23 protein-coding genes and 1 riboswitch are annotated in these 22,683 nt (G+C 71.9%); of the genes, 8 read left to right on the forward strand and 15 right to left on the reverse strand.

All coding sequences use genetic code 11. The features are described from left to right. The first annotated feature begins 146 nt into the window (after positions 1 to 146). Together ABD999_RS16975 and ABD999_RS16980 are read left to right on the forward strand one after the other, a co-directional pair. Positions 147 to 905, forward strand: a complete 759-nt coding sequence (locus ABD999_RS16975) for an alpha/beta hydrolase (protein WP_148032778.1) — start codon at positions 147 to 149, stop codon at positions 903 to 905. A gap of 46 nt (positions 906 to 951) precedes the next feature. Next, positions 952 to 1,413: a hypothetical protein gene (locus ABD999_RS16980; protein ID WP_148032779.1), complete on the forward strand. Its 462-nt coding sequence runs from the start codon at positions 952 to 954 to the stop codon at positions 1,411 to 1,413. Here ABD999_RS16980 and ABD999_RS16985 read toward each other — a convergent pair. From ABD999_RS16985 to ABD999_RS17015, 7 genes are read right to left on the reverse strand one after another with little or no spacing between them, the layout of a single operon-like run. After that, a complete protein-coding gene (locus tag ABD999_RS16985) occupies positions 1,410 to 2,522 on the reverse strand; it encodes a ligand-binding sensor domain-containing protein (RefSeq protein ID WP_261808681.1) in 1,113 nt (370 codons plus the stop codon). The genes ABD999_RS16980 and ABD999_RS16985 overlap by 4 nt on opposite strands. Positions 2,523 to 2,560: 38 nt before the next feature. Beyond that, positions 2,561 to 3,259 (reverse strand): endonuclease/exonuclease/phosphatase family protein, encoded by a 699-nt coding sequence (locus ABD999_RS16990; protein ID WP_271275365.1) that lies wholly within the window; start codon positions 3,257 to 3,259, stop codon positions 2,561 to 2,563. A gap of 5 nt (positions 3,260 to 3,264) precedes the next feature. Beyond that, positions 3,265 to 4,197: an ROK family glucokinase gene (locus ABD999_RS16995; protein ID WP_148032781.1), complete on the reverse strand. Its 933-nt coding sequence runs from the start codon at positions 4,195 to 4,197 to the stop codon at positions 3,265 to 3,267. A 15-nt stretch (positions 4,198 to 4,212) separates the two neighbouring features. Continuing rightward, a complete protein-coding gene (locus ABD999_RS17000) occupies positions 4,213 to 4,650 on the reverse strand; it encodes a hypothetical protein (protein ID WP_148032782.1) in 438 nt (145 codons plus the stop codon). Between the two features lie 38 nt (positions 4,651 to 4,688). Continuing rightward, entirely contained in the window at positions 4,689 to 5,870 is a 1,182-nt protein-coding gene (locus ABD999_RS17005; RefSeq protein WP_148032783.1) for an ArsA family ATPase, read from the reverse strand. A 1-nt stretch (position 5,871) separates the two neighbouring features. Next, complete coding sequence (locus ABD999_RS17010) at positions 5,872 to 6,309, reverse strand: SRPBCC family protein (RefSeq protein WP_271275366.1); 438 nt, start codon at positions 6,307 to 6,309, stop codon at positions 5,872 to 5,874. A gap of 48 nt (positions 6,310 to 6,357) precedes the next feature. After that, positions 6,358 to 7,125, reverse strand: coding sequence for a metallophosphoesterase family protein (locus tag ABD999_RS17015; RefSeq protein ID WP_271275367.1), 768 nt, complete (start codon positions 7,123 to 7,125; stop codon positions 6,358 to 6,360). Positions 7,126 to 7,263: 138 nt separating this feature from the next. Between ABD999_RS17015 and ABD999_RS17020 the strand changes: the two genes are divergently transcribed. The 4 genes from ABD999_RS17020 (at position 7,264) to ABD999_RS17035 (ending at position 12,266) form a co-directional block, all read left to right on the forward strand. Further along, a complete protein-coding gene (locus tag ABD999_RS17020; RefSeq protein WP_271275368.1) occupies positions 7,264 to 9,030 on the forward strand; it encodes an AMP-dependent synthetase/ligase in 1,767 nt (588 codons plus the stop codon). A 166-nt stretch (positions 9,031 to 9,196) separates the two neighbouring features. Further along, positions 9,197 to 10,480, forward strand: coding sequence for an ABC transporter substrate-binding protein (locus ABD999_RS17025; RefSeq protein WP_148032787.1), 1,284 nt, complete (start codon positions 9,197 to 9,199; stop codon positions 10,478 to 10,480). Further along, positions 10,480 to 11,352 (forward strand): carbohydrate ABC transporter permease, encoded by an 873-nt coding sequence (locus ABD999_RS17030; RefSeq protein WP_219544658.1) that lies wholly within the window; start codon positions 10,480 to 10,482, stop codon positions 11,350 to 11,352. Before ABD999_RS17025 ends, ABD999_RS17030 begins: the two co-directional genes overlap by 1 nt. Then, complete coding sequence (locus ABD999_RS17035) at positions 11,349 to 12,266, forward strand: carbohydrate ABC transporter permease (RefSeq protein WP_271275369.1); 918 nt, start codon at positions 11,349 to 11,351, stop codon at positions 12,264 to 12,266. The genes ABD999_RS17030 and ABD999_RS17035 overlap by 4 nt, the downstream gene beginning before the upstream one ends. Before the next feature lies 1 nt (position 12,267). On the opposite strand, the gene ABD999_RS17040 is transcribed toward ABD999_RS17035, so the two are convergent. The 8 genes from ABD999_RS17040 to ABD999_RS17075 form a co-directional block, all read right to left on the reverse strand. Next, positions 12,268 to 13,353, reverse strand: coding sequence for a glycosyltransferase family 4 protein (locus ABD999_RS17040; protein ID WP_345482791.1), 1,086 nt, complete (start codon positions 13,351 to 13,353; stop codon positions 12,268 to 12,270). Next, entirely contained in the window at positions 13,350 to 14,570 is a 1,221-nt protein-coding gene (locus ABD999_RS17045; protein ID WP_271277912.1) for a M48 family metallopeptidase, read from the reverse strand. The genes ABD999_RS17040 and ABD999_RS17045 overlap by 4 nt, the downstream gene beginning before the upstream one ends. 296 nt (positions 14,571 to 14,866) lie before the next feature. After that, positions 14,867 to 15,688 (reverse strand): hypothetical protein, encoded by an 822-nt coding sequence (locus tag ABD999_RS17050; RefSeq protein WP_271277913.1) that lies wholly within the window; start codon positions 15,686 to 15,688, stop codon positions 14,867 to 14,869. A gap of 84 nt (positions 15,689 to 15,772) precedes the next feature. Next, complete coding sequence (locus ABD999_RS17055; protein WP_271277914.1) at positions 15,773 to 16,321, reverse strand: C40 family peptidase; 549 nt, start codon at positions 16,319 to 16,321, stop codon at positions 15,773 to 15,775. Between the two features lie 61 nt (positions 16,322 to 16,382). Continuing rightward, positions 16,383 to 16,549, reverse strand: a riboswitch (cyclic di-AMP (ydaO/yuaA leader). A 310-nt stretch (positions 16,550 to 16,859) separates the two neighbouring features. Next, on the reverse strand, positions 16,860 to 17,834 hold the full coding sequence (locus tag ABD999_RS17060; protein WP_271277915.1) for a C40 family peptidase: 975 nt from the start codon (positions 17,832 to 17,834) through the stop codon (positions 16,860 to 16,862). Positions 17,835 to 17,918: 84 nt separating this feature from the next. Continuing rightward, positions 17,919 to 19,241, reverse strand: a complete 1,323-nt coding sequence (locus ABD999_RS17065; protein ID WP_271277916.1) for an NYN domain-containing protein — start codon at positions 19,239 to 19,241, stop codon at positions 17,919 to 17,921. A gap of 296 nt (positions 19,242 to 19,537) precedes the next feature. Further along, positions 19,538 to 20,206 (reverse strand): response regulator, encoded by a 669-nt coding sequence (locus ABD999_RS17070; RefSeq protein WP_271277917.1) that lies wholly within the window; start codon positions 20,204 to 20,206, stop codon positions 19,538 to 19,540. Positions 20,207 to 20,253: 47 nt separating this feature from the next. After that, entirely contained in the window at positions 20,254 to 21,462 is a 1,209-nt protein-coding gene (locus ABD999_RS17075; protein WP_271277918.1) for a sensor histidine kinase, read from the reverse strand. Between the two features lie 112 nt (positions 21,463 to 21,574). On the opposite strand from ABD999_RS17075, the gene ABD999_RS17080 reads away from it, so the two are divergent. After that, positions 21,575 to 22,084, forward strand: coding sequence for a PH domain-containing protein (locus ABD999_RS17080; RefSeq protein WP_271277919.1), 510 nt, complete (start codon positions 21,575 to 21,577; stop codon positions 22,082 to 22,084). Between the two features lie 32 nt (positions 22,085 to 22,116). After that, complete coding sequence (locus ABD999_RS17085) at positions 22,117 to 22,503, forward strand: hypothetical protein (RefSeq protein WP_271277920.1); 387 nt, start codon at positions 22,117 to 22,119, stop codon at positions 22,501 to 22,503. The last annotated feature ends 180 nt before the right edge of the window (positions 22,504 to 22,683 follow it).

The following is a 22,683-nucleotide window of genomic DNA, read 5'->3' on the forward strand; positions in this document are numbered from 1 at the left end:
GGCCACCTCTTCCTCACGCGACGGTCGGCAACGCGTAGTCATCTTCCCATCCCTCGGTGGATGCTCCTACACCAGCTCTCGCACAAATGCCCTGGATCGTGCGACGATCGGGCAGTTCCGGGATGAAAAAGCATGGAGGAGCTGTTATGCCGCTCATGCCAGGCGCCGAGCCCTATCACCACCGAGCAGGTCCGATCGGCGTGCTGCTGTGCCACGGCTTCACCGGCACGCCGCAGTCGCTGCGCCCGTGGGCCGAGTATCTGGCCGCGCGCGGGCTCACCGTGTCGCTGCCGCGGCAGCCCGGTCACGGCACCACCTGGCAGGAGATGAACCGCACCCGCTGGGAGGACTGGTACGCCGAGGTGGAGAAGGCGTTCGAGGACCTCCAGGGTCGCTGCGCCGAGGTGTTCACCGCGGGGCTGTCGCTGGGCGGCTGCCTGGCGCTGCGGCTGGCCGAGATGCACGGCGACGGCGTGCGCGGCGTGGTGGTGGTCAACCCGTCGATCACCAACGACGTGTGGCTGATGAAGCTGGCGCCGCTGCTCAAGTGGTTCGTCCCGTCGGTGCCCGGCGTGGCCAACGACGTGAAGAAGCCGGGGGTCACCGAGCTGGGCTACAGCCGCACGCCGGTGAAGGCGGCGGCGTCGCTGCCCGAGCTCTGGTCGCTGGTGCAGGCCGACCTGGACAAGCTGACGCAGCCGGTGCTCGTCTACCACAGCACCGACGACCATGTGGTGAAACCCGCCTCCGTGGCCATCATCCGTGAGAAGGTCCCGCAGGCCACGATCGAGGAGCTGGCCGATAGTTACCATGTTGCGACGCTGGACAACGATGCCGACAGGATCTTTGCCGGGAGCCTCGACTTCATCCGAACCCATGCCTCGGTACCCTTGCAGAGGGACTGATCGCACCCAGGGGGAAGTCGCGATCGCTGTGGAGAGGCCCATCTAGGTGACGCCCCAGAGTGACGAGGACGAGGTCTGGCGGCAGATCGTCGCGTCCTTCAACGACACCGCCGAGCGCGACTCGGCCGATCAGCCCTGGCCGGACAGCGAGAACGTCCCGGTCGAGCCCGGGCGGCGGGTGGTCAGGCCGCCGGAGGAGTTCGCCGAGGACGACGAGCACGGCGCCGACGACGACGATGACGAGAAGCCCCACGAGGACGACGACCACTACGTGCCGCCGCCTCCTCCCCCGCTGCCGAAGCTCGACCTGCCGGCCAAGCTCGCCTGGGTGGCGCTGTTCGGCGGCCCGGCCTACCTCCTGATCGCCGCGATCGCCGACTGGCACATGGAGGGCTGGGCGCTGTTCACCGCGGTGGCGGCGTTCATCGGCGGGTTCGTGGCGCTGGTGGTGCGCATGGGCGACGGCCCCAGCGGCGACTCCGGGTGGGACGACGGCGCCCGTCTCTAGGACTTCTTCGGATCGCGCGGCCCGAAGGACTCCACCACGTCGGTGTAGCGCTCCTGGGCGTCGACGGCGTGGCCGACCGCCCACACCGCCTGGCTGCCCGCCAGGTAGGTGACGGCCTGCAGGCGGACGCTGCTCCTGCCGTCGGCCGCCTTGCCCCGCACGACGTCGCAGGAACGCCTGCCGCAGCGCAGCATGTAGGCCTCGGCGGCGTGGCCGGGGTCGTAGCCGGAGATCCAGTAGTGGCCCTTGCCGTCGCCGGTCACCCCGTAGAGCCGGGCCGCGCCGGTCGGGACGGGCAGGCGCCGCCACTGCTTGCCGTTCCACGTGAGCGCGAGCGGCTCGACCTCGCCGGGGCCGTGGTAGACGCCGCCGACGGCGAGCGCCCGCTTGGCGCTGTCGGTGTGCACGTCGCGCAGGTAGCCGCCGGCGATGGCCGGCGTCTTCACCCGCTTCCACGAGCTGCCGGACCGCTTCATGATCAACGGTCCGGTGCCGGTGTCGCCGACGGCGAAGTCACCGTCGACGGCGTAGAGAGCGCCCTTCTCGCCGGTCTCGCGGACGAGCCAGTCGCCGTCTTCGCGGGTGACGACGAGCGCGTGCTTGCCGCGGCTGCCGACGCCCACGACCCGGTCGGCGCCCGCCTCGACGCCGCCGAGCCAGTCGCCGCTGCGCAGCCCCTGGGGCCTGATCCGGTCGAAGCCGCCGACGTTGCCGTGGGCGATGTAGGGCACCCCGTCGTGGCCGTCGCCGACCGCCCACACCTCGCCCGCCTTGGCCGCCGAGACCGACCGCAGGTTGCCGGCGCCGGTGGCGTCGCGGATGCCGATCTCGCTCCACCGCTCGCCGTTCCAGTGGCGGATGGTGCCGCGGTTCTTCCACACGTCCCAGATCTGCTGCTGGCCGACGGCCCACACGTCGCCGGGCGACAGCGCGAGCACGTCGGAGAGCGACCCATCGACCGGCAGCTGCACGCTCGTGGTCCGCTGCCACGCGTCGTTGGCGGCGGGGCGTGGACGTGGATCGGCATGCGCGGCGGTCGGGAGGCCGGGTACGGCCAGGACGGCCGCCAGGATCATGGTGAGCGCACGCCGCCGAGAGCGACGGGTCATGAGGGAAATGCTACGGGTTGCGCGACGCCGATCACCCTTCACTCTCCAAGTCGGACCTCGGCGACGACGGGCAGATGGTCGGTGGCACCGGCCAGATCGGCGCCGGAGGCGTCCACGCCGCCGCAGGACACTACCCGGATCCCGGGCGCGGCGAACAGCCCGTCGATGCGGTGCAGGGGCCGCCTGGAGCTGAAGGTCAGCCCGTCGCCCCGGGGCGCGGCGGCGTAGCAGTCGGTCAGTTGCCCTGCGAGGTAGCGCCAGGCGGGCTGGTGCGGGCTCTCGTTCACGTCCCCGCCCAGCACGACGGGCGCGCCGTACGGTGCCGCCATCCGGCGCAGGCGGGCCACCGCCTCGGCGGCGTGGTGGAGCCTGGCCCGGCCGTCGAGGTCGAGGTGGACCGAGCCGACGGCCAGGAGCGCCGGGCCCGCCCGCACGACGGCCATGGCCAGCCCGCGCGGCTCCAGGCCGAGGAAGACCCGCAGCAGGCGGCTCTCCGCGTGCACCAGCCGCACCCAGGGGGCGGCCAGCACCGCCACCCCGGCCACGCCCTGGCCCGCCACCAGGCGCAGCCCGCAACGGGCCGCCAGCGCGCGGCAGCGGGCCCGCCAGCCGGCCAGCCGGGGAGCCTCCTGCAGGCAGACCAGGTCGGCGCCCATCGCGCTGATCACGCGGACCAGCGCGGGCACGTCGTCCCGCAGCCCGCGCAGGTTGTACGTGCCGATCCTGAGGGTGGTCAACCGGCTCAGCGCCGGCGGGCCAGGTCGGCCGCGCCCACCAGGCCGGCGGAGGGACCGAGCTCGGCCAGCCGCACCTCGGCCACCGGCCGGTGGCCCCTGCCGGTCAGCCGTTCCTCGAAGGCCTTCCTGGCGCGGTCGACGAACAGGTCGGCCGCCCTGGACACGCCGCCGCCGAGGATGAAGCAGCCGGGGTCGAGCACGGCGGCCAGATCGGCCATGCCCTGGCCGAGCCCGTCGGCGAGGACGGCGAAGGCGGACAGCGAGGCGTCGTCGCCCTGGCGCGCCGCCTCGGTCACCTCCTCGCCGTCGATCTTGCCGCCGGCCAGCCCGAGCAGGATCTCGGCCCGTTCGGGGTGCGCGGCGGCGATCTCCCTGGCCTCGACGACCAGCGCGTTGCCGCTCGCGTACTGCTCCCAGCAGCCGTGCAGGCCGCAGCCGCACAGCCGCCCGCCGGGCACCATCTGCGTGTGGCCCAGCTCGGCGCCCATCCCCCAGCGGCCGCGGTAGAGGGCGCCGTCGAGGACGATGCCGCCGCCGATGCCGGTGCCGATGGTCAGGCAGACGATGTGCGACTGGCCGCGCCCCGCGCCGTACCTGAACTCTCCCCAGGCCATGGCGTTGGCGTCGTTCTCCACCACGACGGGCAGCCCGACCAGGCCGCTGATCCGCTTCTGCAGCGGCTCCTCCCGCCAGGCCAGGTTGGGCGCGAAGCGCACGACCGAGCGGGACTCGTCGACGAACCCGGCCGCGCCGATGCCCACCGCCTCGATCTCCCGCCCGGCGCCCAGCTCGCGGACGCAGGCGGCGACGGTCTCGGCGACCAGATCGGGGTGTTCGGCGTCGGTGGGCCTGAGGGTCTGCTCGACGATCACGCCGTCGTCGTCCACCACGCCCGCTGCCACCTTGGTGCCGCCGATGTCCACACCGATCGTGAGCATGACGCATCCCCTCAGCTAGTCCAGGTCTATGTGTTCCACATTGTCGCGGTCGTCGCGCCCCCTGTCGTCCCGCTGACGCGGCTCGGGGCGGCTGCCGAGCACGTCGAGCGCGCCGCGGAAGGCCGCGAACAGCTCGCCGCCGGCGGCCACGAGGTGGGTGGCGACGTCGGCGGTGCCCTCGGGGGCGCGGCCGGCGCCCGACTCGCGCTGCGCGGCGATGGCCCGGCAGACCGGGCAGGCGCGGCAGATGTACTCGTCGTCGGGCTCGGCGACGGCCTCGCTCCACACGTCCTTCTCGGATCGACCGCCGCCACCGGTGAACGAGTGGAAGACGGACTTCCCGACATGCCGGGTGGCGCGGCCCTGCAAGCTGTCGAAGAGCTTGCGCGCCTCCTCGGCGACGGCGCCGATGGGATCTCTGTCGTTCTCTGTGTTGCGAGTGTTCTCGGTCATGGGACCCTCCCGGTCGGTACGGCGTCCGCCCTCTTCGCTCACGTGCCGTCCCGGCCGTGCGCTTCGTCGGTTTCCGCCTCCGAGGTGAACCGTACCCGGAGCAGGCCGTCGCGGAGCACGGCCCCACTGATCTTCCTTCGCGCCAGCGCCATGGGCAAGGCCAGGATGCGCCGGTACGGGCCCGCGGTGATGATCAGTTCGTCGCCCTTGCGCGCCAGGTCGACCTCGCCCCGTTCGGCCCCGGGCAGGGCCAGGGTGAGCTCGTCGGCCGACAGCCGCAGCGGGGGCTCCACCGAGGGCGGCGCGAACGGGTCGCACTCGCCGTACAGCGCCTCGCCGACGGCCGCGAGCGCGTGCCGGCCGACGGGCTCGGCGGGCAGGTAGGGCACGGTGTGCACGGGCAGCGGCGCGAACGACTCCTCGGCCTCGGCCAGCAGCCGCGACTGGGCGGCCACCCAGCGGGCGCGCCACTCGTCGGCGTCCTCGCCGGGGAAGATCCGGTTGGCGATGACCGCGTCGACGCGGTACCCGTACAGGTTGAGCGAGGTGAGGGTGCGCCTGGCCTCGGCGAGCACCACCGCCTCCGGCGTGAGCACGAGGCGCACCGAGGCGTGGTCGCCGGTGAGCAGCTCGCGCACCTCCAGCAGCCCGCGGTGGAAGCGCTCGCCGGCGCTCATCACCTCCTCGCCCGGCGTGCTGACCCTGGCCACGCCGCGCACCAGCGGGGCGGCCAGCCGCATGAGCCTGCGGCCGACCGGCAGCAGCCGGTTGACGTGCCAGTCGAGCGCCTCGGGCAGGGCGAGCAGGCGCAGCGTCTCGGCGGTGGGCGCGCAGTCGACGACGATGACGTCCCAGCGGCCCTCGCGGGCGTGCTCGCGCAGCTCCAGCAGGGCGATGATCTCCTCGGCGCCGGGCAGGACGGTGATCTCCTCGGAGGTGATCTCGTCGAGGCCCAGCTCGACGAGCACGCCGCGGGCGTACTCCCGCAGCTCTCCCCAGTGGCGTTCGAGCGTGCGCTGGGTGTCGACCTGGTGCAGGTGGAGGCCCGGGGCGATCTCGCCGGGCTCGGCGGCGAGCGCGTCGGCCAGGGAGTGGGCGGTGTCGGTGGAGACGATGAGCGTCTTGAGCCCGCGCCGGGCCGCGAGGGTGGCGGTGGCGGCCGCGGCGGTGGTCTTGCCGACGCCGCCCTTGCCGGTGAAGAGCAGAACGCGCGGAGTCACCTCAACGACCTTCGACACGCTTCTTGAGACCCTTGAGCGCCGTGTCGACGATCACCTTCTCCGCCTTCCGCTTGATCATGCCGATCATGGGGACGGCGAGGCCGACGGCGAGCTCGTACGTCACCTCGACACCCCTGCCCGTGTCAGCCAGGAGGTAACGCCCGTCGAGCTCGGAGACCATCTTGCCGGGCTCGGACACGTGCCAGGTGACGCTCTCGTCGCCGTTCCAGGTGTAGGCGAGGGTGTAGGTGTCGCTGATCACGCCGGCGTCGAGCACGAACCGCACGGTCTCCGGCCTGCCGTCGGGGCCGCTGCTGAGGACCTCGGCGCTCTTGACCTGACCTGCCCATTCGGGGTACGAGGGAAGGTCCGCGATGACCGCCATCACGCGGGCGCGGTCGGCGTCGACGGTGATACTCGAACTGGTGCGATCAGCCATGGGACCAAAGTAGTGCAGAAACCCGCCTCAGCGGCGGAGCGGCCCGGGTCACCACTCGAGGACGTACGGCACGCCCCTGCCCCTGAAGTGGCCGACGTTGACGCACTCGGTGCGGCCGATGCGGGTGCGGCGGTGGAGCGGCTGGTGGACGTGCCCGAACAGGGCGTAACGGGGCTGGGTGCGCCTGATCAGCTCCAGCGTGGCCTCGCTGCCCCGCTCGAAGCGCCGGGCCACCACGTCGTAGAGCAGTTCGGGCACGGCGGGCGGGATGTGGCAGCACAGCACGTCCACCTCTCCGACCGCCTCCACCTTGGCGGCGAACTCCTCGTCGCTGATCTCGTTGGGGGTGCGGTAGTCGGTCTTGAGCCCGCCGCCGACGAAGCCGAAGCGCAGCCCGCCGATCTCCACCGTCTCCCCGTCGAGCACCCGGTGGCCGGGCCTGAGGTAGTCGCCGCCCAGGCGGGGCACGTCCACGTTGCCGTAGGTCAGGTAGGCCGGCGCGGGCATGGCGGTGAACAGCTCGGCGTACTGGGCGCGCACGTGGCGCTCGATGTGGTCGCGGGGGTCGCCGTCGAGGCTCGCCCACAGCTTGGCCGACATCGCCCTGGCCTCGTCGAAGCGCTTGGCGGTGCGCAGGGCGATGAACTCCCCGGCCCGTTCGGCGCCGAACAAATCGGCGAAGATGCCCTGGCCGTGGTCGTCGTAGTCGATGAACAGGATGAGATCACCGAGACAGATCAGCGCGTCGGCGCCGTCTCCCGCGGTCGCCAGTGCGTCGGCCCTGCCGTGTACGTCACTGACCACATGGACCCTCATGCGGGAAATCCTACGAGTTACGCCTGCTAGCGTGATGATTCGTTCCACATAACGCCTGGATGACGAAACCTACCGCTAAGTAACATATCGCGGTAACGTCCGGGTCGACCCGAAGCGTGCACCCGGAGGAGTTGATCCGTGCGCGAGTACAGCGTCCCCGTACTGGTGGATGTCCCCGCCTCTGCCTCGCTGGCCGACACCGTGTTCCAACGCGGCCGGGACGAGCCCGACCGGGTGATCATGGCACGCAAGACCGGCGACGGCTGGCCCGAGGTCACCGCGGGAGAGTTCCGCGACCAGGTGGCCGCGCTGGCCAAGGGGCTCACCGCGGCGGGCGTCGGGCACGGCGACCGGGTGGCGCTGATGTCGCGCACCCGCTACGAGTGGACGCTCGTCGACTACGCGCTCTGGACGATCGGCGCGGTCACCGTGCCGATCTACGAGACCTCCTCGGCCGAACAGGTCAGGTGGATCATCTCCGACAGCGGGGCCAAGGCCGCCTTCACCGAGCTCGACACGCACGAGCGCACGGTGCGCGAGGCGGCGCCCGGGCTGAAGGACGTCTGGCGGGTGGAGGCCGCGCTGGACGGCTCGCTCGCCCCCGGCGACGTGGACGACGCCGCCCTGGAGGAGCTCAGGTCCCGGGTGAGCGGGTCCGACCTGGCGACGATCGTCTACACCTCCGGCACCACGGGCAGGCCCAAGGGCTGCCTCATCACCCACGACAACCTGCTGTTCACCGCGCTGAACGTGCTGCGCGGGCCGCTGCGGCCGCTGTTCACCGGCGCTCCCGCCGCGCTGCTGTTCCTGCCGCTGGCGCACATCTTCGCGCGGATGATCCAGGTCGTGCTGCTGGAGGCGGGCGCGGTCATGGCGCACACCCCCAACATGAAGAACGTCGCGCCCGACCTCCAGGAGTTCCGGCCGACGTTCCTGCTGGGCGTGCCGCGCGTGTTCGAGAAGGTCTACAACGCCGCCGAGCAGAAGGCCATCGCGGGCGGCAAGGGCAAGATCTTCGCCCGCGCCGTCGACGTGGCGGTCGCCTGGAGCAAGGCCCGCGCCGGCGGTGGCGCCGGGCTCGGGCTGCGGCTCCAGCACGCCGTGTTCGACAAGCTGGTGTACGCCAAGCTCCGCGAGGCCACGGGCGGCCGGCTGTCGGCGGCGGTGTCGGGCGGGTCGGCGCTGGGCGACCGGCTGGGCCACTTCTTCCGCGGCGTCGGCATCGAGGTGTTCGAGGGCTACGGCCTGACCGAGACGTCCGCCCCGTGCTCGGTCAACCTGCCGGGCGGCAACAAGATCGGCACCGTGGGCCGGCCGCTGCCGGGCGTCACCCTGCGCGTCGCCGACGACGGCGAGATCCTGGCCAGGGGACGCAACGTCTTCACCGGCTACTGGAACGACGACCGGGCCACAGGCGAGGTCCTCGACGCCGAGGGCTGGTTCCACACCGGCGACGTGGGCGAGCTGGACGACGACGGCTACCTGCGCATCACCGGGCGAAAGAAGGAGATCCTGGTGACGGCCGCGGGCAAGAACGTCGCCCCCGGCCCGCTGGAGGACGCGCTGCGCGCGCACCCGCTCGTCTCCCAGGCGATGGTGATCGGCGACGGGCGGCCGTTCGTCAGCGCGCTCGTCACCCTCGATCCCGAGGCGCTGGAGCCGTACGCCCCGGCCACAGCCGCGGAGCTGCGCACCGACCCGCGCGTGCTGGCCGAGGTGCAGGGCGCGGTCGACCGGGCCAACAGCATGGTGTCCAAGGCCGAGCAGATCAAGAAGTTCACCGTGCTGGCCGCGGACATCACCGAGGAGAGCGGTCACCTGACCCCGACGCTCAAGGTCAAGCGGGGTGTCGTGATGCGCGACTTCGAGGCCGACATCGAGGCGCTGTACGCCACGAAGGGCTGATCAGGCCCCCAACCGCCACTCCCGCAACTCACGATCACCCGGAAGGCCGCCAGGACGCCCTGGCGGCCTTTTGGCATATGTCCGTTGACAGTTTGAAAAGTTGGCTTTTCGATGAAGGGTGATCGAACTCGGGGGAATCTGAGGGTCCGGCCAAGGAGGAACCACCATGGACCACCGTCCGCCGATCTCCCGCCGCAATCTGCTGCTCGGCACGGCCGCCGCCTTCGGCGTGCCCGCCGTGCTGGCAGGATGCGGCGGCTCCGAACAGCCGAGCCCCGGCAGCACCTCCGGCAACCTCGGCGCAGTCACCCTGGGATCCAACGCCTCCGACGAGGTGCCGAAGAAGTCGCTCGCCACCGTGATCGAGAAGTTCACCCAGGCGAGCGTGCGGATCAACACCGTCGACCACAACACCTTCCAGGAGAACATCAACCGCTACCTCAGGGGCACGCCCGACGACGTGTTCACCTGGTTCGCCGGCTACCGGATGCAGTTCTTCGCCGAGCAGGGCCTGGCCACCGACATCTCGGACGTGTGGCAGGAGATCGGCGGCGACTACACGCAGGCGTTCAAGGACGCCTCCACCGGCGTCGACGGCAAGCAGTACTTCATCCCGTTCACCTACTACCCGTGGGCGGTCTTCTACCGCAAGAGCGTGTGGGAGGAGAAGGGCTACGAGCCGCCCAAGACGCTCGACGAGCTGACCGCGCTGGCCAAGAAGATGCAGGGCGACGACCTCGTCCCGATCGCGTTCGCCGACAAGGACGGCTGGCCCGCCATGGGCACGTTCGACATCATCAACATGCGGATGAACGGCTACGACTTCCACATCTCGCTCATGGCGGGCAAGGAGTCGTGGACGGACCCGCGGGTCAAGCAGGTGTTCGACACCTGGCGCGGGCTGATGGAGTATCACCAGCCGGCGTCGCTGGGCCGCACCTGGCAGGAGGCCGCGCAGTCGCTGGTGCAGAAGAAGAGCGGCATGTACCTGCTCGGCATGTTCGTGGCCCAGCAGTTCCCCGAGGAGGACCTGGCCGACCTGGACTTCTTCACCTTCCCTGAGATCAACCCCACCCACGGCACCGACTCCATCGACGCCCCCATCGACGGCTACATGGTCTCCGCCAAGGCCAAGAACGTCGACGGGGCCAAGGCGCTCGTCAAGCACCTCGCCCAGGCGTCGTCGCAGGACATCGCCACCGAGCTGGACCCCGGCACCCTCGCGGCCAGCTCCAAGGCCGACACCAGCGGCTACAGCGCGCTGCAGAAGCGCGGCGCCGAACTGGTGTCGCAGGCCTCGCACATCGCCCAGTTCCTCGACCGTGACACGCGGCCGGACTTCGCCTCCACGGTGATGATCCCGTCGCTGCAGTCGTTCGTCGACAAGCCCGCCGAGATCGACTCCTTACTCACGAGCATCGAACAGCAGAAGGCCAACATCTTCCGCTGATGACCGTCAAGACCCGTCGCTACTCCGCCCGTGACGTGACCGTGCTGGTCATCGGGGTGGGGGTGGCCGTCATCGTCAACGTGGGCCTCATCTGGGGGCCCACGCTGGCCTCCGTCGCCCTGTCCGCCACCGACTGGAACGGCTTCGGGCCGATCGAGTGGATCGGCGGGCGGAACTACTCCGACCTGGCCGGCGAGTATCCGCCGTTCTGGTCTGCCGTCCGCAACAACATCCTCTGGCTGGTCTTCCTCGGGCTGGTCGCGACCCCGTTCGGGCTGTTCTGCGCGGTGCTGCTGGACCGGCGGCTGCGCGGCTCGCGCTTCTACCAGAGCGCCCTGTACATGCCGGTCGTGCTGTCGCTGGCGGTGGTCGGGTTCATCGCCCAGCTCGTCTACTCGCACGACTACGGCGTGCTGAACGCCGTCACCGGGCTGTCGGCCGACTGGCTCGGCGACCGGTCGATCAACATCTGGGTGGTCATGGTGGCGGCGGCCTGGCGGCACGTCGGTTACGTCATGATCATCTATCTGGCCGGGCTGAAGGCGGTGGACCCGGCGCTCAAGGAGGCCGCCGCCATCGACGGGGCCAACGAGAGGCAGGCGTTCTTCCGGGTGGTGTTCCCGACGCTGCGGCCGGTCAACGTGATCGTGCTGGTGATCACGGTGATCGAGGCGCTGCGCGCGTTCGACATCGTCTACGCCATCAACAAGGGCAGGAACGGGCTCGAACTGCTGTCGGTGCTGGTCACCGAGAACATCGTGGGCGAGGCCAGCCGGATCGGGTTCGGCTCGGCCATCGCGGTGATCCTGCTGGTGATCTCGCTCGGGTTCATCGTCACCTACCTGTCGCAGCTGTTCAGGGAGGAACGATGACGCTGACCGCGCCCGTCGGCACCAGCCCGGAACGCGAGGCGGCGGCGCCGCCGCGGCGCGGGGCCCGGCCGCTGCGCTGGCTGCTGCACGCCTTCCTGGCGGTGGTGGCCCTGGGCTGGCTGATGCCGCTCCTGCTGGCCGTGTACGCGTCGCTGCGCCCGTACGACGAGACCGCCCGCCTGGGCTACTTCTCGCTGCCCGAGCAGCTCACGCTCGACTACTACGGGCAGGCGTGGAGCCAGGCCGAGCTGCCCCGCTACTACCTGAACACGCTGATCATCGTGATCCCGGCGCTGGTGCTGACGCTGTTCCTGGCCTCGTTCGTGGCGTTCGCCATCGCGCGGGCGCGCATCCCCGGCCGCAAGACGCTGCTCATCGTGTTCACCGCGGGCAACCTGCTGCCGCCACAGGTCCTCATCACCCCGCTGTACTCGCTCTACACGCTGATCCCGCTGCCCGCGTGGCTGTCGGACTCGCAGTCCCTGTACGACTCGTACCTGGGGCTGATCCTGATCCACGTGGCGTTCCAGTTCGGGTTCTGCGTGTTCGTCATCGCGAACTTCATGCGCACGATCCCCGAGGAGATCTCCGAGGCGGCGCTGGTCGACGGGGCGAGCCTGTGGCGCCGCTACTGGACGCTGACGCTGCCGCTGTGCAGGCCCGTGCTGGCGGCGCTGGGCACGCTGCAGTTCACCTGGATGTACAACGACTTCCTGTGGGCGCTGGTGCTCATGGTGTCGGGCGACAAGCTGCCCGTCACCTCGGCGCTGAACAACCTGCGCGGCCAGTTCTTCACCGACTACAACCTGCTGGCCGCCGGATCGGTGCTGGTGGCGCTGCCGACGCTGATCGTGTTCCAGCTGCTGCACAAGCATTTCGTGGCCGGGCTGACGCTCGGCTCGACGAAGGGATGAATCAGAGCAGGGCGTGGAAGCGGGCGGCGACCCGGTCCCAGGACCACTCGCCGACGACCCAGTCGCGGCCGGTCTCGCCCATCTTCCGCGCCTGCTCGGGACGGGTCAGCAGCTCGACGACGGCGCGGGCCGCGGGGGCCGGGTCCGCGCCGTCGACGACCAGGCCGGTCTCGCCGTCGCGTACGGCCTCGGGCGCGCCGCCCGAGCGGCCGGCCACGACCGGCAGGCCGGTCGCGGCCGCCTCCAGGAACACGATGCCGAGCCCCTCCACGTCGATCCCGCCCCATCGGGTACGGCACGGCATGGCGAAGACGTCGGCGGCGGCGTAGTAGCCGGGCAGGTCGGCGGCCGGGACGGTGCCGGTGAAGACGATCGACGGGTGCCCGCCGGCCAGCTTCTCCAGCGCGCGCCGGTGCGGCCCGCCGCCGACCAGGAGCAGCACGGCGTCCGGCACCGCGCCGAGCACCTCCGGCCAGGCCCTGATGAGCCGGTCCTGGCCCTTGCGCGGCACCAGCCTGGACACGCACGCCACCACCGGCCTGCCCGCCAGCCCCAGCTCCGCCTTGGCCGCCCCCGGGTGGAACAGGCCGGTGTCGACGCCGGGCGCGAGCCGTACCAGCTTGTCCTGCGGGATGGCGCGGGCCAGCCGCGCGCGCGTGTACTCGCCCAGGTAGGTGACCACGTCGGCGTGCGCGCCGATGCGGCGCAGCACCGCGCGGAAACCGGGCGCGCTCGCCCACGACGCCTCGTGGCCGTGGGTGAGCATCACCACGCGCCGCGCGCCCGCCGCGCGCAGGCGCGGCGCGAGCAGGCCGAGCGGCGCCGCCGCGCCGAACACGACGGTGTCCGCGCCGTGCCCGGCCACCAGCTCGGCCGCCGTACGGGCGACGGACGGGACGGGCAGCATGAGCCGCCCGGGGTGACGGACGACGGGGTACGGCTCACGGCGGTCGAACTCGGCGCACCCGCGCCAGGCGGGGGCGTAGACGACCGCGCCCGGGGTGCGCTGGGCCAGGCCGTGCACGAACGACTGGATGCCGCCCGGGCGGGGCGGGAAGTCGTTGGTGACGAAGACGACTCGGGTCACGGGCCGGGGACGCCGTTCAGCTTCGCCCAGGAGCGGGCCATCGCGATCCGTTCCGGTGCCGTGGGATGGGAGGCATAGAGCACATATTCCACTGCATCGGGCGACAAGTCGGAAATATTGGCTGTTGCCAGGCGTTTTTGCATCGCGGCGAACGTGACCGGATCCCGCGTCAAATTGAGGGCGTGGGCGTCGGCCCTGGCCTCGATGTGGCGGCTGACGAAGTTCTGCGCGGGGCCTGACAGGAACGTCGCCAGCGTCATCAACCCCAGGATCGCGCCCGCCGCGCGCCAGTCGGCGATCGACGTGACCCCGGCGCGCCGGCGCACCGGCCCGAAGACCAGGAACAGCAGGATCGCGCCGAGCGCCGCGCCCAGCGCGCCGACGAGCGTGCCGTAGAGCACGTCGTTCTCCCCCGCGTGGCCCAGCTCGTGCGCCACCACCAGCTCGACCTCGGGCTGCGGGGCCTTGAGCAGGTTGTCGTAGACCACGATGCGTCGGGTGGCGCCGAACCCGGACACGTAGGCGTTCAGCGCGGTGGTGCGGCGGGAGGCGTCGGCCACCAGCACGTCCTCCACCGGCACCCCGTCGCGCTCGGCCATCGCCAGCAGGTTCGTCCGCAGCGGGCCTTCGGGCATGGACCTGAAATCGTTGAACACCGGCTCGAACACCACCGGGTAGACGAAGGAGGCCGCCACGGTGAGCGCGAACGCCCCCGCCGCGGCGGGGATCCACCAGCGCCTGAACCGCCGGGCCAGCGCCACCACCGCCACGACCATCACGCCCAGCAGGGCCGTGTTGATGGCGATGCTCTTGAGCCGGTCGCCCGTCCAGGACGCCCAATCCTGCGTGGAGAGGCCGTAGTCGCGCAGCACGGTCTCGAACCAGACGCCGAGCGGCCAGCGCAGCGCCTCCTCGACGACCGTGAGGACGAGCACCCCCAGCAGGACCCGCACCCACCACGGCCCGCGCAGCACCCCGAGGATTCTGGCGCCCAGCGGGGTGGCGACGAGCAGGCCCGCGAACACCAGGGTCAGGCCGAGCGACAGATAACCGGGCACGCTAGTGGCCGCGTCGAACGCCTGCGCGCGGGCGATCTGCCCGGCGGTGAAGTCCGCGGCCGGGTCGGCGGCCACCTCCGGCGCCCCCGGCAGCGCCTGCCACGGCGTCGTCAGCCCCACCACCACGAGGATCCCGGCCCCCAGCACGACCCCGGCCACCCCAGCCTGCCGCCGCCCCTTCCGACCCGCCCCACCGTGCGCAGGGTCTTGAGGTCCCGGCCGCCCCTCCCGCCCGAGGTCTTGAGGTCCCGGTTCACCGCCCGGCCGCTCCTCCCGCCCGGGGTCTTGAGACCCCGGTCGGCCGTCCGCCGGGAGCGCCTGCCCGTCATCCGGGCGCGGGCCGTTCTCGTGGGCGGATTCGCCGGACGCCGGCCGTGGCGGCCCGCCGGATCGGGTCCCGGCCTGGTCGCCCGCGGCGCCGTTCCTGTCGTGGCCGTCGTCCACTTCGCGTCCTCTCACCCCAGCTGGTCCCGCACGTACGCGCGCCACCCCCGGGTCAGGCCGCCGAGCGTGAGCCCCCGCGCGGCGAGTGCCCGGTCGGTGCCGACACTCTGGGCATCACGGTAGAGCCTCACCAGAGTCCCCTCGCCCGCGCTCTCGACCAGGAACCGACACGCCAGCCACGCCTCCTGGTACGCCCGCGCCAGCGCGTCCCCCCGTGAGCCGAAGTCACCGGCCCCGGGCAGCTCGTCCGGCAGCCGCCCCGCCCGCACCTCGGCCGCCAGTTCGGCCGCCGCCACGGTGACCGCCAGCCCCGCGTCCCGATAGGCCACGTAGTCGGCGAATCCCTCGTACAGCCAGCCGGGCAGCCCGTCGGTGCCCGCGGCGACGTGCGTGAGCTCATGGGCGAGGACCACGTCCCTGCCGGTCGGGTTGAGCCGCGCGAAACCCTCGGGCACCACGATCACCCGCCGCCCGTCGGCCACCGCCGCCAGCCCGCGCACGTCGGCGACGCCGGCCAGCCGCGCGGCCTGCTCCCCTGAGGCGGGCACCAGCACCAGCGGGCGCACGGGCCGGCCCAGCACGCCCGACACCCGTCGCCCCGCCGCGTCGGCCCGCCGCGCCAGATCGGCCAGCAGCCCGGGATCGGCCCGCTGCCCGGCGACCAGCGCCCGCTCGCCGCGCGCGACGCCCAGCTCGCCCCGCCACAGCTCCCGCACCCCGGCCAGCTCATCAGGCACCCCGGCGGACCACGACTCCGGCGCCGCCCCGCCGGCCGCGGCCACGGCGAGGACCAGCCCCGCCACCACCGCTCGACGGCCCACGATCCCGGACATGCTGTCCGATGCTAGCGGCGGGACGCCCGTCCCACGCATCACGAAGGCCCCGCCCCCAGTCAGGGGCGGGGCCTTCGCGATCGGTCACAGACCGGGGCGTACCGCGCCGGCGAACGACGACTTGCGCCATCCGTTCAGCTTCTCGACGCGCACCGTCTTGCCCGAGCTCGGCGAGTGCACCATCTTGCCCTTGCCGATGTACATGCCCACGTGGCCGAGCCCGCGGAAGAACATCAGGTCACCCGGCTTCAGGTTCTTGTAGGAGACCTTCTTCCTGATGCCCGCGAACTGGCTGTTCGTCACGCGCGGGATCTTGACCCCGGCCTTCCGCCAGGCGAACTGGACGAGACCAGAGCAGTCGAAGGCGTGCGGCCCGGTGGCTCCGTAGCGGTACGGGTCACCGATCTGCTTCTTGGCCACCGCGACGGCCTTGTGGGCCTTCACCTTCTGCCGGGCCGCCTTCGCCTGCTTCTTGGACATGACCTTCTTCGAAGTCGCCTTCTTGGAAGCAGTGGTCTTGACGGCCTCGACCGTCGTCACCGAAGCTCCGGCCGGGGCGATCACCGTGTCCGCCTGCGCCGCCGGGACATGGAGGGCCAGCCCTCCGGCCGTCACGGTCATGCTGAGCGCCACGCCGCTGACGGCAAGGCGAGACAGACGGGGGTTCTTAGGGGAGGTAGACAGGATTGCTCCTTGAGTCTTCCACGAACGCCTACCGGGTTAGCTGACGGATTCGGGCCTGGAAGTCGCCCTACGGCGCGTCGCCGCGCCGATTCACCCCTGATCCCGCCCTGAAATGACGGGATCTATGGTTCCCCGGCTCCGTGCCTCCTGGCTGCACGGATTCGGCAGGCCACCACCCGGGTGAAGGTTCCCGGAGATGCGGCGGTGACCGGCGGATTCTTGTTCGTCCACGTCGCGGCGCCGGCGGCGCGGCGGCGATGGCCGGCGGCGGGCATGGAGTGTCCGCCGCGACGCCAGAACCTACGCCTGAAGTCATGGGCTGGCAAAGGCACGGTAAGCACATGACGATCTGACAAGCCCGCTGTCAGACCCGCGGATCCCTGCTGGCAAGCCAGTCCCGTTACCCAGATGTGACCATACTCACACTTGCCGCCCTGACGATGTGTCAGAGCCCTTCTGTCACATCAGTCACAGACGTTTCAGCGGCTCACGGGCGTACCGCGCCGACGAGCCGGCGCCCGTACGCGGAGAGCGGGACGACCTTGACCACGTCACCGGTCTGCGGCGCGTGCACGATCTTGCCGTTTCCCGCATAGATGCTCACGTGGCCCAGCCCCTCGCTGAAGATGAGGTCACCGGGCTCCAGGGCGTCCAGCGACACCCTCCGGCTCGCGCCCCAGGCCCACTGCTGCCACGTCGTACGCGGCAGGGAGACGCCGGCCGCGCGCCACGAGGCCTGCGTCAGGCCGGAGCAGTCCCAGCCGCCGGGGCCGGTGCCGCCGAACTGGTAGGGCTTGCCGATCTGCGCGTAGGCGAAGTTGAGCACCGCCGCCGCGCTCCCCGAGGCGGGGCCGGTGTACTTGACGCCGGTGCTGTTCGGGTCGCCGACGCGGTAGGCCCCGAGGCGGTCGAGCAGCTTCTTCTGCTGGGCGATCAGCTTCTCGATCTCGGAGCGCTCCTTCTTGATCTTGTCGCGCTCCTCGTCGGCCTCGCCCAGAGCCCCCTGGGCCTTGTCACGCTCGATCTTGAGCCCGCGGTTCTCCCGGTCGAAGGCGGCCAGCCTGCCGGCGCGATCGGCGGTCAGCCGCTCCGTCAGCGCCATCTGGTAGAGCAGGTCACCCGGGTTCTCGGCGGTCACCATGGTCGGCATCGAGGTCAGGTCGCGGCCCATCTTGTAGCCGTCGACGGCCATCGTGACGACCTGCTGGCGCAGCTCGGCGACGGTGGCGAGCTTGCGCTTGTAGCCGGCGTTGAGCTTGTCGTAGCGCTTCTTGGCGGCCTTGTAGTTCTCCGTCGCCGTGTTGTAGCGATCGACGACCTTGTCGGCCTTGTCGTTGAGCTTCTCGAGCTTGGCCTTGGCCTGACTGATCGTCGGTTGCGGGTCGGCGGCCACTCCTCCCGTGGGGAGAGTGATCAGCCCGATCACGAGACCCGCGGCCAGTGGCGCCCGGCCCAACCTCACAGCTCGCCTCCCAGGGGGAATACATCTGGGGCGAAATAGTACAGAAGTGGAAGGTGAGGTCTCACCCAAACACTGATTTGTAATCTAGGCGCGGCCGAGCCTGCGCAGCAGCAAAGCAGACGGAACGGGTCTGGCTCCCATGCGCCGGACGGATTCGGCCACCTCGCGGTCGGAGGAGACCACGGCCATGGCGCGGCCCGGCGGCTCGGCGCGTACCAGCTGGCGGATCAGGTCGTCGGCGATCTCCCCCGGCGCGCTGAACAGCACCCGCACCCCGCGCGGCGCGACGACCTGCACCGGCGCGTTCAGCTCCGCGCCGTCGAACACCACGGTCACCTCGACCCTGGTCTGCGCGACCAGGCCGCCGAGCCCGGTCATCAGCCGGTTGCGCTGGTCGGCCAGCGTGAGAGTGCCGTAACCGGTCTTGGTCACGTTGTAGCCGTCTATGATCAGATGGACCTGCGGCAGGGCGAGGAGCTGGTCGAGCAGCTGCGGATCGTCGTCGGCCAGCGCGCGGGCCGGCACCCCCCGCACGCCCGGCGTCTCCCCGGCGACGGCGGCCACCGAGTCGGCGGGCCTGGAGATGGTGGTGGGCAGCGCCAGCTCCCTGCGCAGCCCGGCGGAGGCGTCCTGCAGCGCGTCGAGCAGCACCCTGATGCGGGCGTCCTCGATGCTGCGCCCCTCGCGGGCGGCCCTGCGCGAGGCTTCGAGCTGTTTCTCCACGTCGGCCAGGCGCTCGCGCAGCCGGCGCAGCTCGGTCTCGCCGGCGCTGCCGGCGGCCGTGGCCGCGGCCCTGGCGTCCTGGGCGGTCTGTTCCATCGCCTCGGCCCGCTGCACGGCCGCCTTCGCCCGCTCACGGGCGTCGTGGAGCTTGCGGCGCAGGTCGGAGTTCTCCCCCCGGGCGGCCTTGAGCTGCTCGCGCAGCCGGTCGACCTCCTCCTTGGCCGCCGACTTCTGCGCGGCGAGCTGCTCGCGCAGCCGGGACACGACCTCCTCGCGCTCCGCGCCCTCGGCGGCGGCGGCGTTCCTCTCCAGGTCGGTCCTGGCGGCCTCGATCATCTCCTCCCACCCCGGCGGGCGGGTGAGGTAGGCGGCCGCGGCGACGAGCACGGGATCGGCGGCGGGCGGGACGTTGCCCTCGGCCAGCGACGAGACGAGCTCCGGCCACCCGGCGGTCACGTGCTCCGCGACGGCCACGCGGAAGTCCTTGTCGTTCTCCAGCTGGGCGGCGATGGGCGCGCCGCCCAGGCGGGCACGCTTGCGCGGATCGAACTTGGCGATGCCGCGCAGCGGCGGCGGGACGGCGGCGGCGGGCATCGAGCCGAGAACCTGGGCGGCCAGGTCGACGACGTTGAGTCGCACCTGCTCGGGAAGCGGGCGAGACAGGCCTTCACCCGCTGAGCTCATCCCACTGTCCCTTCATGACATGCTCTTTCAGACAAGGGTACGGCTGCCGGGTACCTGTCCGTAACGGGCATCCTTTTCCGGGTAAGCGCTCGGTCCCGCGGCCGTTTCCACCCCCTGCCCCATCGCCGACCTGCGAGGCGTCGCCTCGCGAACTCGGGCGCGTCCTCTCGCGCCGTCCGGACGAGGCGAGCGGTTCCGACGGTGCGTGTGTGGCCCGTACCTGCGTGGAGTCACTCCCGTACGGGACCGGCCCACAAGGGAAAGGGCGGGCAAAACCTGGAACTCCAGGACGTGCGTCAGAGACTGGCGTCGTAGACCAGCAGGGCCACCTGCACCCTGTTGTTCAGTTCGAGCTTCGTCAGGATGCGCGAGACGTGCGCCTTGACCGTGGGCACGCTCATGAACAGCTCGCGCCCGATCTCCGCGTTGGACCTGCCCCGCCCCACGGCCAGCGCCACCTCCCGCTCGCGTTCGCTGAGCCGGCCGATCAGGGCCCTGGCCCGGTCCGTGCGGCCACCGGAGCCGCCGTTGGAGACGTGGGCGATGAGCTGCCGGGTCACGGCGGGCGACAGGATCGGCTCCCCCGCCGCCACCTTCCTGATGGCGGCCACCAGCTCGACGGGCGGGATGTCCTTGAGCAGGAACCCGGCCGCGCCCGCGCGCAACGCCCGCAGCACCTGCGCGTCGGCGTGGAACGTGGTCAGCACGAGGACCTCGGGCGGCGACTGGGCGGCCCGCAGCGCCTCGGTCGCGGTCAGCCCGTCGACGTCCGGCATCCGGATGTCCATCAGCACCACGTCCGGCCGGTGCCGGGCGACCATCGCCGGCACCTCGGCGCCGTCGCCCGCCTCACCGACGATCGCGATGTCGCCGGCGCCGCCGAGGATCATCGACAGCCCCGCCCGGACGAGCGCGTCGTCGTCGACGATCAGCACCCTGACCGGCCGCGCCCCTGGCGTCGTCATCCGTCCTCCCACCAGCCCTTCACCAGCACCTTCCCCACCCCTCGCCGTCATGTCTGCGCCGGCCAGGGTAGCCAGGCGCGGACCACGTACTCACCCTCGGGGGTCGGGCCGTGCTCCAGCCGCCCGCCCGCCAGCGCGGCGCGCTCCGTCAGGCCGATGAGCCCGGCCCCGGCGCCGGGGATCTGGACGCCGGGGATGCGGGGGCCGTGGCGCGCGGGCAGCCAGTTGCGCACCTCGGCCGACACCCCCTCACCCGGCCCACCGGTCACGGTCACGGTGACCGGTGCGCCCGCCGCGTGTTTGCGCGCGTTGGTGAGCGCCTCCTGGACGATGCGGTAGAGGTTGCGCCCCGGCTTCTCCGGCACCTCGCCGGCCTTGAGTCGCAGGCTCACGTCCATGCCCGCCTGCTCGCACTCCGCCACCAGCGCGGGCAGGTCGGCGAGCGTGGGCTGGGGCCGGTCGGGGACCTCCGCGTCCGCGTCGTGGTGACGCAGCACGCCGATCACCTCACGCAGGTCCTGCAGCGCGAGATGGGCGCTGGCCCTGATGGCCCCGGCGGCCCTGGCGACCTCGTCGGGAGGCGCGCCGGGCCGGAACTCCAGCGCGCCCGCGTGCAGGCTGAGCATGGACAGCCGGTGCGCGAGCACGTCGTGCATCTCCCTGGCGATCCGCTCCCGCTCCAGCCGCTTGGCCTCCTCGGCGGCTCCGTCGGCCCGCTGCCTGAGCGACCAGATGAGCTGGCGCCTGGCCCGGACGACGATGCCCCAGGCGAAGGTGGTCAGCACGATCGCGAGGGCGAGGATCGCGTACGTCGGCCCGCCGAGATCCACGTCCGGGCGGAGGAAGTAGAACGGCACGATCACGAGCAGCCCGAGCCCGGCGATCGTGCCGGAGATCTTGAACGGCCGGTGCACCGCCACCGTGAACAGCGCCACCACCGACGCCCCGCCGACCATCTCGAAGTAGCCCGAGGCCACGGTGGTGACCAGCGCGAGGCCGACCGGCCAGCGGCGGCGCAGCCACACCGACAGGCAGGAGATCACTCCCACAACCTGTTCAGCGGCCACCAGCGGCGTCGGCCCGTCGATCTCCAGCGCGGTCATCAGAGTGAGCCCGCAGGCCAGCAGGAACATGGAGATGTCGACGATCCAGTCGCGGGTGGAGCGCCGCACCGGCCCGCCCGCGCCGCCGTCGCCGAGCAGCACGGACGGGAGCACCCATCGGTACTCCTGGTGCGGCTCGCTCGTCGGGGTCACGTCTCACGAGGTTAGGCGCTACCGATGGCGATCGAACAGCGACCAAAGTCGATGGCGCGCGAGCCCTCGGGCCGACGCGCGGGTCCGCGGGGCTCGGCCACCCTTGACGGCCATGGACGTGGTTGTCGATGCGCGCGAGACCGCGCTGCGCCCGCCCCGCGACCAGGCGGATCCCCGGGCGGTGTCCTGGTGGACGGTGCAGTGGCTGCTGTTCATGCTGCCGATCGGCGGGAGCGCGGTCGCGGCGTTCTGGTTCCTGACCGACCGGCCGTTGTGGCTGGGCGTGGCGGCGACGGCCTCCGCGGTGGGATGCCTGGCGGTGGCTCTGGTGGCACCGCACGCGTACTACCGGGTCCAGCGCTGGGAGGTCACCGGCGAGGCGGTCTACACGCGCAGGGGCTGGCTGACCCACACCTGGCGGGTGGCGCCGATGTCGCGCGTCCAGACGGTCGACACCGCGCGGGGGCCGGTGCAGCGGCTGTTCGGGCTGGCGGACGTCACGGTGACCACGGCCTCGGCGGCGGGCGCCGTCAGGATCGAGGGCCTCGACGAGGCCGTGGCCGCCTCGTTGGCCGCCCGCCTGACAGCCGTCACCCAGTCCACCCCGGGCGACGCCACATGACTCCCGGGCCCGCGCGCACGGAGGGATGTGACATGGGCGAGACCGTCGTGCCCGAGCCGGAGGAGGAGTGGCAGGAGTGGCAGGAGCTGCCTCGCGGCAACCTGCGGGCGGCCGCTGTCAAGTCCCTGGCCGTCGCGGTGCCCGCGGTGACGGTGCCGGCGCGCGTGCTGGCAGGGCTGGACTGGCCACCGGGCGCGGTCGTCGCGGCCTGCGCCGGGGACCTGGTGGGCGGGGCCGTTCTGGCCGGTGCTCGGGGCGGCGGTGGTGGCCGCGGCGCCGGTCGCGCTCTGGCTGGCGGCCGACGCCTACCGGGCGCGGCTCGCGGCGAGGTTCTGGAGCTGGCGGCGCGTGCGGCCCCCGGCCTGCTGGAACCGTTCCTGATCCGGCGCCCGGGGCCACGGTCACAAGATCACAAGTAGGTCACGGCTCAGGGGGTGGGACGGAGACGGCGGTGAGCCGCGCGGCTCCCCCACTCCTGCCCGCCCAGGCCCCTGTGCTGGGCGGCTCTGCTCGCGCGGCTCACGTGTCGCCTGCCGGCACCACGGTATGCGGCGTGCTTGCAGCGGACTTGCGAGGTCGTTGACGGTTGACGTCAAGCC

Source organism: Nonomuraea ferruginea, from assembly GCF_039540635.1.
Classification (GTDB): domain Bacteria; phylum Actinomycetota; class Actinomycetes; order Streptosporangiales; family Streptosporangiaceae; genus Nonomuraea; species Nonomuraea ferruginea.